The following is a 12481-nucleotide window of genomic DNA, read 5'->3' on the forward strand; positions in this document are numbered from 1 at the left end:
ATAAACTTAACATAAGAATTCCCTCTTTCGGAGGGGTTAGGGGAGGCCAATGAAACTATTAATATTAGATAACTACGATTCGTTCACCTACAACCTTGTGCATTTGGTGGGTGAAATTGGGATTGGAGAATTGGATGTATTCCGCAATGATAAAATCAGCTTGGAGGATGTGAAAAATTACGATAAGATTATTCTTTCACCTGGCCCAGGCTTACCCGATGAAGCCGGAATCATGCCCGAATTGATCAAACGCTATGCACCGACCAAATCCATCCTTGGCGTTTGCCTTGGACATCAGGCTATTGGCGAAGCATTTGGCGCCACGCTTTTCAACCTATCGAGGGTGTTGCATGGCGTAGCCTCTCCAATCAATATCGTTGATAAAAATGAACTTTTATTTCAGGATGTTCCGCAGCATGTAAAAATCGGTCATTACCATTCATGGGCGATTTCGAATGAAAATTTACCAGCGGTTTTAAAGGTTACCGCTTTATCAGATGATGGAACCATCATGGCAATGCGCCATTCAGAATATGATGTTAGGGGCGTTCAGTTTCATCCGGAGTCGGTATTAACCGAAAGCGGTAAGCAAATGTTATCCAATTGGTTAACAAAATAAAAAGTATTCTTTAAGGTGCTGACAGAACCTTAAAGAACACTTTTAAGCTTTTTAGGGTAATAATTCGATCACTTTTTCAGTAGGACGACCGATAATTGCGCGGTCCCCTTCTATCACAATTGGGCGTTCCATCAGTTGAGGAAAATCAATCATCGCCTGAACAATCTCATCATCGCTTAAATTTTTTCCCGCGAAATTTTCTTTCCAAAAGGACTCTTTTGTCCTGACTAACTGTACCGGTTTTATCCTTAATAAATCAATAATATTTTTCAAATCGGATAAAGACAAGTGATCATCCATGTATTTAATCACCTCTGGCTTAACACCTTTCTCCTCTAATAACTTTAACGCCTCCCGGCTTTTTGAACAACGGGGATTATGGAGTATTTTCATATTTTTTAATATTTCCAGCTTGAGCGGAGTCGAAAACTTTAGTTACTAGGAGCTTCGAGCGCTCTGCATGACTTTGCTTTAAATTCTACTTATAAAAAGATTACATCTAAAATTGTACGCGCTCCGGCCTTTTCATTTACAACTTCAATGATCTTTTCTTTAGCCATCGACAGCTCCTTACGAAGCACAGCAGAATCTAAACAGATGTATAATTTTTTATTTCTGATATAAATTTCGGTAGTAAGGTTGGCTACCGTTGGCCCCATAATTTGGGCCCATGATTCAACAATATTTACCTCGGCATACTTCTCCTTGAGCCTATATGTTTCCATCAATAAATCGATGGCTTCTTTCATAGTTTGCTCGTTTGACTTTTTAAACATGAGGTTTTTATTGGATTGATTTTAATTTTTAATGAGCAGCATTTATTGCTTTTTATTCATTGATTCAGATTTATCAACTGGATCTTTATCCATCGCGACTATTTCTCCCCGATAAACTTCAAACACATTAATAGGAACCCCAATTTCATTGAAAACCTTTTCAGTACGCTCACGGTTAGTGTCGGTTATAAAAATCTGGCCGAAATTATCCTGAACCACCATTTGCATTAATTTTTTAATGCGTAAATCATCCAGTTTATCAAAGATATCATCAAGCAGCAGTAAAGGTTTAAACCCTTTTACCTGATACAAGTAACTATACTGAGCAAGTTTAAGGGCAATAAGAAATGATTTTTGTTGTCCTTGTGAACCAAACTTTTTCAATGCATACCCATGAATGCCAAATTCAAGCTCATCCTTATGAATACCAAAATTGGTTCGTTGTAAAACACGATCTTTTGCGAGTGTCCGTTTCAGTCCGGCAGCAAAATCCTCAGTGTTTAATTGTGACTCGTAAACCAACGTTACTTGTTCAGCTTCGGCACTAATGTATTTGTAATGCTTATTGAATATTTCTGTAAAAGTCTCCAAAAATGCTTTCCGTTTATGATAAATCGCTGTTCCTGCGCTTATTATTTGTTCATCATATATGGAAAGCAGGTCTTCATCAACTGCTCCTCTGTCAGCAAATTGTCGCAAAAGGCTGTTACGGTTTGCCAGATTTTTATTGTAAACAATGAGCATATCCAAATAGCGATTATCCGTTTGCGATATCACGTTGTCAACAAACTTCCGACGTTCTTCACTTCCCTCTATAACTAAGCTAATATCATAAGGAGATATCATTACCAGCGGAAACTGCCCGATGTGATCGACCAATCTGCCATAATCTTTCTTGTTGCGCTTGAACTGCTTTTTCTGATTCTTTTTCAGTCCGCAAAAGATAACTTCTTCGTTTCCACCCTTCTCAAAAACTCCTTGCAGCATAAAATAGTCTTGTTCATAACGTATTTGCTGGCTATCCACAGGGTTGAAATAACTCTTACAAAGAGACAGATAATGTATAGCATCAAGCAAATTAGTTTTCCCGGCCCCATTATTCCCCACAAAACAGTTAACTCCGTCATTAAAATGAAGTTCGGCCTCTATATAATTTTTAAAATTGAGGAGGGTTAATTTCTGAAGGTACATCGTTCCAAAATTAAGAATATGGGTTTTAATTTAAGGTACTTGTGTGAAATTAATAAAATTGTATTTTTGCGATCCTAATTAATTACAAATGGCAAAAAATCAGCAAAATACCCATCCGGAAGCAGATGGATTAGATTTACAGGCGCAATTCGGAAAGACTGAGACTTTTATCACCGAAAACCAAAAGAGCTTAACCATTATTGGTAGTGTTGTAGTAGCAATGGTACTTTTGTATTTCGGATATACAAAATTTTACTTAGCTCCTCGCGAAATTGACGCTCAAGACAATATGTTTAGAGCTGAGCAATATTTTGAAGCCGATTCATTAGACAAAGCATTAAACGGCGATGGTAACTACCCTGGTTTCTTAAAAATTATTGAAGACTACCGTGGTACCAAATCAGCTAATTTGGCTTACTACTATGCAGGTGTTTCTTACTTGAAAAAAGGTGAGTTTCAAAAAGCGATCGACAACCTGAACGATTATAGTGCAAAAGACGATATCACTGGCACTACCGCGTTAGGTGCAATTGGTGATGCTTACAGCGAATTGAAAGATTACAACAAGGCGGCTGATTTCTACAAAAAAGCTGCTGATAAAAACTTGAAAGGTTTTTCGGCAACCTATCTTATGAAATTAGGCTTGGTTTATGAAGAATTGAAAGAGAACGATAAAGCATTAGATGCTTATAAAAAAATTAAGACTGACTACGCTGATTCTTATCAAGCACGTCAAATCGATGAATACATAGCTCGTATCGAAGCGAAAATGTAATCAGCCTTTTGAAGAAATAATTAGTTCAAAATTTTAACAGCAGCGGATTAAGCAGTAGTAGTATAAAATCACACTGTTTTAATCCGCTGTTTTATTTTTACACATATGGCAACAGTATTTAAAAACCTATCCGATTTTTCCAGCATCGAAATCCCTTCAGCAATTGGCATGAAATTCGGCATTGTAGTTTCGGAGTGGAACGAAAAAGTAACAGGCAGCTTAATGGAAGGTGCTGTAAATACCCTGAAAAAATACGGTGCTGAAGACATCCATACAGTTACCGTACCTGGCAGTTATGAACTTACCAGTGGAGCTCAATTAATGATTGAGAGCAACAACTACGACGCGATTATCTGCTTAGGCTGTGTGGTACAAGGAGAAACCCGCCATTTCGATTTCATTTGCAATGCTGTAGCAACCGGAATTACTGAAGTAGCTGTTAAGTACAACAAACCTGTAATTTTCGGCGTGCTAACTACCAACAACCTGCAGCAAGCGATTGATCGTTCAGGAGGGAAACATGGGAACAAAGGCGATGAAGCGGCTGTTACTGCCATCAAAATGGTTGATCTTGCAAAAAAACTGAGAAAGTAAAACTTAGTCGCTGTTTTTTCGTATAAACTGTTATATGAAAAAAACAGCTATCTTTTTACTTACGGCTTTTCTGGCTGCCTCTGTCTTAGAATCGTGTTCATCAAGTGAACATTGCCCTGCTTACAGATCTAATTATCCGGCTAAAGCTGTAACATCAAAAGGAAAGAAGAAGGATCGATTCAAAGACTAACACTACTGATAATCAAACACTTGGTATAATTGTTGAACAAAAAGTCTACTCCACATTTAATCACTAACTTTTGCCCAACCAACTCAACTAAGATGAAAAAATTAGCTATATTTTTACTCTGCTCGTTTATTGCAGGTGCTGTACTAGAAGGATGTTCTACAGGTGAAAAATGCCCTGCATATTCTACCGTTCGTAAACCCAAAAAATCTTAGATTAAACCTTTATGAATTGGATTAACCTTGATGCTGTTGAACAGCTTGAAGAAATTAAGCAATCAAACGCTTATAGTGTTATTTTTAAACACAGTACTCGCTGCTCAATTAGTGTAATGGCAAAGCGAAGTTTTGAACAATACGGGGCCGACATTCCCCACAATGTTCCGGTGTATTATCTGGATTTATTATCCTATCGAGACATTTCTAACAAAACTGCAGAACTTTTTCAAGTGCATCACCAATCTCCGCAAATGTTGTTGATTAAAGATGGAGAATGTATCTATGAATCATCTCATGGAGAAATCAGCGTTGATGATTTGCTGGAGCAAATGAATTAGTGCTTGGTGAATAGTTCTATGAATATAAATTTATAAACAAAGAGTCGCTTTCTTAACAAGAGCGACTCTTTGTTTTTATTGTCATTAGTTCAATGATTGAAAAGCTATTCACAAATACTCCCAATGAACTATTACTGCCAGTTAAACTTAATAGTTTGAAGCAGTTCAGGGCTTAAACTCTTCGCTACAGGGCATGTTAACGCTGCATTTTCTAATAATTTACGCTGGCGATCGTCAATATTAAGCTGTGGAAAATTAAAATTCACATGAACTTCTGTAATACGACGCGGTTCGGTTCCCATGATCTTAGTAACATCAAATGCTGTACCTGCCAAATCAATATTCTCACGATTGGCAACAATGCCCATAATTGTCATAGCGCAACTCCCCAAAGCTGTTGCTACTAAATCAGTTGGTGAAAAGGCTTCGCCCTTACCGTTATTATCAGTTGGCGCATCGGTTACAATTGTAGTCCCTGATTGAAGATGCGTGGCTTCAGTTCTTAAATCTCCTTTATAAATCGTTTTTGATGTTGCCATGTTTTTTGTTTTTTGTTTTTAGTAAATGATTAACAGTTAACAGATATGATTAGCCAGCAAAAATAAGATCTTAATAAAATTCAAGCTAACCAATAACTAAATTCTAGATCAGAAATTTACCCTCAAAAAGTTTATGACTAAAATGAGACAATTCAAAGTTTAGTATTAGTATATAAATTAGGATATTTGCAAATCGCTAAAAAAACGACTATAACTCTTTTTTAGAAACATTTTCATGTTGTAAAGAGTTATGCACATAAGAATAAGGGGTTAGTTATGATAGAACTGCCGGTTGTTAAAGCCGAAAATAAAATAAAAAAACCAGACTGGTTGCGCGTGAAACTGCCTACGGGCAAAGAATACGCACATGTTCGTTCATTGGTCGACAAGCATAAGTTACACACCATTTGTGAAAGTGGTAACTGCCCTAACATGGGTGAATGTTGGGGAGAAGGAACGGCTACATTTATGATTTTAGGTAATATTTGTACGCGTTCCTGTTCATTTTGCGCTGTGGCAACCGGCCGCCCGCTGGCTGTTGAATTGGATGAACCAGAGCGCGTAGCAACTTCCGTAGCACTTATGCAGGTAAAACACTGTGTAATTACTTCGGTTGACCGTGACGACCTGAAAGATGGTGGTTCTACCATCTGGGCTGAAACGATCAATGCAATTCGTGCCAAAAGTCCGGAAACAACCATGGAAACACTGCTTCCTGACTTTAAAGGAATTTGGGAGAATTTGGAACGCGTATTAGCCGTTAAACCAGAAGTAGTTTCGCATAACATTGAAACCGTTCGCCGCCTTACCCGTGAAATCCGTATTCAAGCTAAATATGATCGTAGCTTGGAATGCCTTCGCCGTATTAATGCTGCTGGATTGCGTACCAAATCGGGCATTATGCTGGGCTTCGGAGAAACAGAAGAAGAAGTTTTTGAGGCGATGGACGACCTTTTGGAAGCAGGTGTCCACATTTTAACTGTAGGCCAATACTTACAACCTACCAAAAACCATCACGCTATTATTGAGTTTATACACCCTGATCAGTTTGCTAAATACAAAGAGGTGGGTTTGCAGAAAGGATTTAAATATGTAGAAAGCGGTCCGCTGGTTCGATCATCATACCATGCTGAAAAGCATTTATTTCCTTTAAACAGCTAAACATTGGCAAAAAGAGTAACACTATCCGAAGAAGAATTAGTGCGGGCTTTACACGCGAAGCAAAAAATTGCCATGGATGCATTGTATGCTATGTATTCGGCTGCTTTGTACGGTATCATCTCGCGAATTGTACAGGTAGATGAAGAAGCCGAAGATGTTTTGCAAGAGGTCTTTCTGAAAATATGGAATAACGGCGCTTATTACGACAGCACAAAAGGTCGCTTGTTTACCTGGATGGCGAATATAGCCCGCAATCAGGCCATTGATAAAATTCGTTCCAAATCGTTTAAAAACGAGGTCAAAAACCAAGATCTTGAAGACAACGTAGATACCATAGATGTTTTTAAGAATTTATCAATGTCGCCCGATCATATTGGCCTTAAAGATCTTCTAAATAAACTGAAACCTGAGCACAAGATCGTAGTGGAACTTGTTTACTTCAATGGCTATAAACAGCAAGAAGTAGCAGATGAGCTTGACATTCCATTGGGAACGGTTAAAACCCGTTTGCGCATGGCTATACTAGAATTACGTAAATATTTTAATTGATTTAGCGGTGGAAGTAAAAGAATACATAGAATCAGGCATATTAGAAATGTATGTTTTCGGTGATCTAACAGCCGCCGAAGCAGCCAAAGTTCAAGCTATGGCCGTTGAACATCCTGAAATTGCTGCCGAACTCGCCAAAATAGAAGAAACGCTTGAACAAGTATCCATGAAAATGGCCATTGAGCCAACTCCGGCCGTAAAGGAGCGAATAATGGCCAAAATTGAAGGCCCGCGCGCTGAAAAACCCGTAATTCCATTATATCCAACGCGCTTATTTGCCTACGGATTAGCTGCTTGCGTTACGTTATTACTCATCAGCAGTGTTGCCGCATTTACTTTTTGGGAAAAATGGAAAAACGCTGAAAGAGAATTGGTTGCAATGCGTGATGACAACAATAAAATTGTGGCTAACATGGCCTCGCTTCGTGAAGAATACACTCAGTACCAAGGCGTTTTACGTAAACCGACTTTTTTAAAGGTTCATTTAGAATCTACTCCTTCGTTTCCTGGAAATGAAATGATGGTTTATTGGGACAAACAATCGAACCATGTAATGATTGATATGATGAAACTGCCTCAAAACGATGCCAACCATCAATATCAGCTTTGGGCTATTGTAGATGGAAAGCCGGTTGATGCTGGTGTTTTTGATGTTCAACCCGATAACTCAGGCATGCTCCAAATGAAAGATATAAACAATGCAGTAGCATTTGCGGTAACCCTTGAACCTAAAGGAGGAAGCGTAAACCCAACAATGGAGCAAATGTACGTGATGGGTAAAATATAAATGAATTACACGGGAAACTATTGATTACACGATACTGAAACGCTAACCTTTGGGTTGGCGTTTTTTGTTCACCATCCTTTTTGCATAAGTCTAATCCTTTAATAGAGAATTATGAAACACTTTCAGAAATCTAAAAACCATTGAAAGCAAGCTTCATCTTACATTATCTTTTAGGATGAAAATTCTGTTTTGTAAAAATTTATACCTTTTTTAGTATAGTTAATTCAATATTCATCGATCTAACATTCTTAAACCTAGATACATCTCATGAGAAAATACAGCATTAGTTTAATGTTATGCACAGGTGTTTTATTTACGGCAAACGCACAAAAAATAGCATCAAACCTTAATTCAAAAGAAATTGGTGTTCAATGGGGATTGGTGGAGAATAGTTATAAAGGAATGCCGAAATATCTATCCGCTTTTGTTTTTACGAATACATCCACAAAAGAAATTCCGGCAAAAGGCTGGAGCATCTATTTTAATTTACCAAGGGGTATTGATACTACTTTTGAACAGAAAGATTTTAAGGTAGAACACATTAACGGTGATTTAAATCGCATAAAACCTACCGCAAATTTTAAGGGAATAGCTCCAGGTCAATCGGTGCGATTTGAAATGATTGCCAATGATTGGTCGCTGAACAGTGCTGACGCTCCATCGGGTTTATATTTAGTTTTTGACAATGAACCCAATAAAGGCATTCCGTTAACAAACTATAAAATTCTGCCTTCAACAGAAATTCGTCAATTAACCCGAACTGCGGGAGATATTCTTCCGGTCTCGACAGCCGATGTTGTGTACAATACTAACAAGGCAATTGCCGATATCCAAGCCGAAAAACTCATAAAAATATTTCCCACGCCGGTTGACTATCAGGAAAAACCAGGATCATTTAATTTAAAGTCGGACGTAACAATTGTTACTGATCCCGCTTTCAAAAAAGATGCGGCTTATTTATCAGCAGAACTACAAAAAGTAGTAGGTAAAAAACCGATAATTTCTCCTGCTGCAAAGACAAATTCCATTCAGTTGCGTCTGGGTAATATGGCCAATGAAGCCTATCAGTTGAATGTTGGCACCGAAGGAATCGTAATTACTGCGGCTACTTCCATTGGTATGTTTTATGGCATACAATCGTTAAAATCACTATTACCGGCACAATCCTGGGCATTCGTTCAAAAATCGATTGCTGTTCCAGCGGTTGAAGTAAAAGATGCACCTCGATTTGCATGGCGTGCCTTTATGCTTGATGTAGCCCGTAATTTTCAGCCGAAATCCGAAATCTTAAAAACTCTGGATCTATTGGCGCTTTACAAAATCAATGTGTTTCATTTTCATTTAACTGAAGATGAAGGATGGAGAATTGAAATACCTGGCCTGCCCGAACTAACGGAAATTGGAGGAAAGCGCGGGCATCGGGATTTTGATAAAGCTCAACTGCCTCCATCGTTTGGCTCAGGCCCCGACAATAACAGTTCGGGAAGTGGGTATTATACAAAGGCTGATTTTATCGAAATATTAAAATATGCTACTGAACGACATATTAGGGTTATTCCAGAAATTGAAGGACCGGGTCACGCTCGTGCTGCAATTATTTCCATGCAGGTGCGGTATGATCGTTTGCTGAAAGCGGGTAAAAAAGAGGAGGCGGAAAATTATTTATTACGTGCAATAAACGATAAATCTGAACATCATTCCGTTCAAGGCTGGAATGATAATGTGATGGATGTTTCAATGCCCTCAACCTATAAATTTCTGGCTAAAGTGGTAGACGAACTTGTTTTGATGTATAAAGAAGCCGGCGCCCAGCTGGAAACGATTCACATGGGAGGCGATGAAGTTCCTGCCGGATCTTGGGCGAAATCTCCGGCATTCGCAAAAATAAAGCAAGAGAACAGTGCTATAAAAACTACAGATGACTTATGGTACTATTTCTATGAAAATGTGAATCAACTGCTCAAAACATATAACCTCTACTTATATGGATGGGAAGAGGTTGGCTTACGCAAAACAAGGGTCGATGCTCAAAAAATCACTATTCCTAATCCTGATTTTGCAAATCAAAATATTCACTTGGATGTATGGAACAACGTTATCGGCTGGGGTTCGGAAGATTTAGCGTATAAGTTGGCAAATGCGGGTTACAAAGTTGTTTTATCACCGGTAAGTAACTTGTATTTTGATATGTCATATACTAAATCGTTCGACGAGCAAGGGTATTATTGGGGTGGTTTTGTCGATGTCGATAAACTGTTTTCATTTATTCCGCTCGATTATTTGAAAAACATGAAACAGGATCGAATGGGCAATAAGTTGCCGGCTACTTTTCAAAACGACAAAGAAAAATTAACGGATGTAGGCAAATCGAATATTGTTGGCATTCAAGGTTTGTTGTTCTCCGAAACAATTACTTCTACCGAAAGGATGGAATACATGATCCTTCCTAAGTTATTAGGATTAGCAGAAAGAGCCTGGGCTAAAAATCCTGAATGGGCAACCGAAAAAGATGAAGTTAAAGCCGAAAGCCTGTATAGCCAATCATGGTCGCAGTTTATTAATGTGGTGAGCAAGCGTGAACTTCCTCGTTTGAATTATTATGCCGGAGGATTTAAATACCGGATACCAACTCCTGGCGTTATTGCCGAAAACGGAACAGTAAAAGCAAATGTGCAACTCCCTGGATTTGCTATCCGCTATACAACAAACGGATTAACACCTACCGTGAAAAGCCCCTTATATAAAGGCCCGATCACTGAAAAAGGAAGTATAAAGCTATCTGTATTTGATGGAATAGGAAGAAGCAGTCGGGTAGAGGAAATTAAAAACAACTAGAAATATTCATAAACAAAACGGGCGACACGTATCATGTCGCCCGTTTTTATTTTTGTATAAAATGATTATTTAGAAGGGGTAGCCTGATAGTCTTCTGCTAACACATGTTTAGCATAATTAATATTTAGCATATCAAGTCGTTGACTTTGTTTTTTGAATCGAAGTATAAAGTTTGAATAGTCTTTTTTGTCTTTAGCGGTCCAAACAACTTCTGAAAGTGCAAGCGCACGTGGGTAAACCATATACTCAACTTGTTCTGTAGTCGGAATGTATTCAGTCCAAACGTTAGCTTGAGCTCCTTTAATATATTTAGCTTCTTCAGCGTTTAATTCCGTTGGAATAGGTTCATATGAATACACTCGGTCAAGTGGAAGGTATCCGCCAATGGCTAAAGGCTCATTTTGTTCAGGTTTTGCTTGGTAATGATCGAAATAGCAAAATTCACCTGGGGTCATGATGACATCGTGGTGCTGTTTTGCTGCCTCAATGCCTCCTTTAACCCCTCTCCACGACATAACCGTAGCATCAGGAGCTAATCCTCCTTCTAATATTTCATCCCAACCTATGATTTTACGGCCCTTAGAATTGATGAATTTCTCCATTCGTTGGATGAAATAACTTTGCAATTCATGTTCATCTTTCAAACCTTTTTCTTTGATCATCATTTGACAGTGATAGCAGTTTTTCCAACGCACCTTCGGACTTTCATCACCACCAATATGGATGTATTTACTTGGGAAAAGAGCCATTACTTCGGTCAACACATTTTCAAGAAAAGTAAAGGTTTCTTCTTTCGGACAATAAACATCATTGAAAACACCCCAATGAGTAGCAACCTCATAAGGGCCACCGCTACAGCCTAATTGCGGATAAGCCGTTAATGCCGCCAAAGAGTGACCAGGCATTTCAATTTCCGGTATAACGGTTATAAAACGATCTTGTGCATATTTAACAATTTCCTTTACTTCTTCTTGTGTATAAAAACCTTGGTATGGAGTATTGTCATATTTGCGATTAAGAATTGGAGTACCTGAACCAGTTCTTCCTACTGCGGTTTCTTTTCTCCATGAGCCAATACTGGTTAATTTAGGGTATTGTTTAATTTCTATTCTCCAGCCTTGATCTTCTGTTAAATGCCAATGAAAAGTATTGTATTTGTACAACGCGAGCATATCAATATATTTTTTGATAAACGCTGTAGGAAACATGTGGCGGCCAACATCCAGGTGCATTCCGCGGTATTCAAAACGAGGAGCATCTTCAATATCAGCGCAAGGAACCACCCATTTTATGTTGCTAACAAGTTCTTTTTGTTCCACTTCAGCTGGCAACAACTGACGAATGGTTTGAATTGCCAAAAAAGCACCGACAGGAGTTTTTGAACTTACGGTAATTTGGTTAGAAGCAATTTTGAGTCTATATCCTTCCTTGTTCTTAATAGAGTTATCAAGGTTAAAAACAATACAATTAGAAGAAGCTTTCTTTGAGTAATTCAGTTTAATCCCTGTTGATGGCTGCAGTGTTTCAATTAAAAAGTCACTTGCCGTTTTGAGTGCAGGATCATTGCTTTTTAATGCAATTTTAGTTTTTGAATTAATTTCAAAAGCGCCGTTCTTAGCAACTAAACTTGCAGGCATTGGAATGAGGGGGTAGCGATCAGCATTTGTTTGAGCTTTACTTACGCTAAAATTGAGCGTAAGAATTGCTAAAAAAAGATACAGAATTGTTTTTTTCATAATTGAATCGTGATAAGTTTATGGATAACGTACATAAAAATTTGGAAAACAAGTTATCTTTTGAAGCTTGTTTTATGTTATTGTTAATCAAACATCAAATATGCTTAATTTTTTATTAAAACCTTCGCCTTTCCATTCTCATTTTAATGGAGTTAAGCTAGTTAATAAAACAAAAT

14 protein-coding genes are annotated in these 12481 nt (G+C 38.1%); 9 read left to right on the forward strand and 5 right to left on the reverse strand.

The window, feature by feature from the left end; all coding sequences use genetic code 11:
• Positions 1 to 49: 49 nt before the first annotated feature.
• Positions 50 to 619: an anthranilate synthase component II gene (locus FN756_RS02960; RefSeq protein ID WP_142601308.1), complete on the forward strand. Its 570-nt coding sequence runs from the start codon at positions 50 to 52 to the stop codon at positions 617 to 619.
• 51 nt (positions 620 to 670) lie between these two features.
• Here FN756_RS02960 and arsC read toward each other — a convergent pair whose 3' ends face one another.
• The 3 genes from arsC to recF form a co-directional block, all read right to left on the reverse strand.
• Positions 671 to 1012 carry an arsenate reductase (glutaredoxin) gene (gene arsC / locus FN756_RS02965; RefSeq protein ID WP_142601310.1) on the reverse strand — a complete coding sequence of 114 codons (342 nt, stop codon included), beginning with the start codon at positions 1010 to 1012 and terminating at the stop codon, positions 671 to 673.
• A gap of 89 nt (positions 1013 to 1101) precedes the next feature.
• A complete protein-coding gene (locus FN756_RS02970) occupies positions 1102 to 1395 on the reverse strand; it encodes a DUF721 domain-containing protein (RefSeq protein WP_142601312.1) in 294 nt (97 codons plus the stop codon).
• Positions 1396 to 1437: 42 nt separating this feature from the next.
• Positions 1438 to 2586 (reverse strand): DNA replication/repair protein RecF, encoded by a 1149-nt coding sequence (recF, locus tag FN756_RS02975; RefSeq protein ID WP_142601314.1) that lies wholly within the window; start codon positions 2584 to 2586, stop codon positions 1438 to 1440.
• Positions 2587 to 2674: 88 nt separating this feature from the next.
• Between recF and FN756_RS02980 the strand changes: the two genes are divergently transcribed.
• From FN756_RS02980 to ytxJ, 4 genes are all read left to right on the forward strand, one after another.
• On the forward strand, positions 2675 to 3361 hold the full coding sequence (locus FN756_RS02980) for a tetratricopeptide repeat protein (RefSeq protein WP_142601315.1): 687 nt from the start codon (positions 2675 to 2677) through the stop codon (positions 3359 to 3361).
• Between the two features lie 105 nt (positions 3362 to 3466).
• Positions 3467 to 3955: a 6,7-dimethyl-8-ribityllumazine synthase gene (ribH, locus tag FN756_RS02985; RefSeq protein WP_142601317.1), complete on the forward strand. Its 489-nt coding sequence runs from the start codon at positions 3467 to 3469 to the stop codon at positions 3953 to 3955.
• Positions 3956 to 3989: 34 nt separating this feature from the next.
• Entirely contained in the window at positions 3990 to 4145 is a 156-nt protein-coding gene (locus FN756_RS14400; protein ID WP_185955164.1) for a hypothetical protein, read from the forward strand.
• 223 nt (positions 4146 to 4368) lie between these two features.
• A complete protein-coding gene (gene ytxJ / locus FN756_RS02990) occupies positions 4369 to 4698 on the forward strand; it encodes a bacillithiol system redox-active protein YtxJ (RefSeq protein ID WP_142601319.1) in 330 nt (109 codons plus the stop codon).
• Between the two features lie 131 nt (positions 4699 to 4829).
• On the opposite strand, the gene FN756_RS02995 is transcribed toward ytxJ, so the two are convergent.
• The gene (locus FN756_RS02995) at positions 4830 to 5237 is read right to left on the reverse strand and encodes an OsmC family protein (protein ID WP_142601321.1); all 408 of its coding nucleotides are present in this window, start codon (positions 5235 to 5237) and stop codon (positions 4830 to 4832) included.
• 276 nt (positions 5238 to 5513) lie between these two features.
• Here FN756_RS02995 and lipA point away from each other — a divergent pair, with 276 nt between their 5' ends.
• From lipA to FN756_RS03015, 4 genes are all read left to right on the forward strand, one after another.
• The gene (gene lipA, locus FN756_RS03000; protein ID WP_142601323.1) at positions 5514 to 6398 is read left to right on the forward strand and encodes a lipoyl synthase; all 885 of its coding nucleotides are present in this window, start codon (positions 5514 to 5516) and stop codon (positions 6396 to 6398) included.
• Positions 6399 to 6401: 3 nt separating this feature from the next.
• Positions 6402 to 6947 (forward strand): RNA polymerase sigma factor, encoded by a 546-nt coding sequence (locus FN756_RS03005; protein ID WP_246085405.1) that lies wholly within the window; start codon positions 6402 to 6404, stop codon positions 6945 to 6947.
• A gap of 7 nt (positions 6948 to 6954) precedes the next feature.
• Entirely contained in the window at positions 6955 to 7734 is a 780-nt protein-coding gene (locus tag FN756_RS03010) for an anti-sigma factor (RefSeq protein WP_142601325.1), read from the forward strand.
• A gap of 267 nt (positions 7735 to 8001) precedes the next feature.
• Positions 8002 to 10569 (forward strand): family 20 glycosylhydrolase, encoded by a 2568-nt coding sequence (locus tag FN756_RS03015; RefSeq protein ID WP_142601326.1) that lies wholly within the window; start codon positions 8002 to 8004, stop codon positions 10567 to 10569.
• 65 nt (positions 10570 to 10634) lie between these two features.
• On the opposite strand, the gene FN756_RS03020 is transcribed toward FN756_RS03015, so the two are convergent.
• Complete coding sequence (locus FN756_RS03020) at positions 10635 to 12305, reverse strand: beta-N-acetylhexosaminidase (RefSeq protein WP_142601328.1); 1671 nt, start codon at positions 12303 to 12305, stop codon at positions 10635 to 10637.
• Positions 12306 to 12481 lie beyond the last annotated feature (176 nt).

The organism is Solitalea koreensis (genome assembly GCF_900182575.1).
Taxonomy (GTDB): Bacteria; Bacteroidota; Bacteroidia; order Sphingobacteriales; family Sphingobacteriaceae; genus Solitalea; species Solitalea koreensis.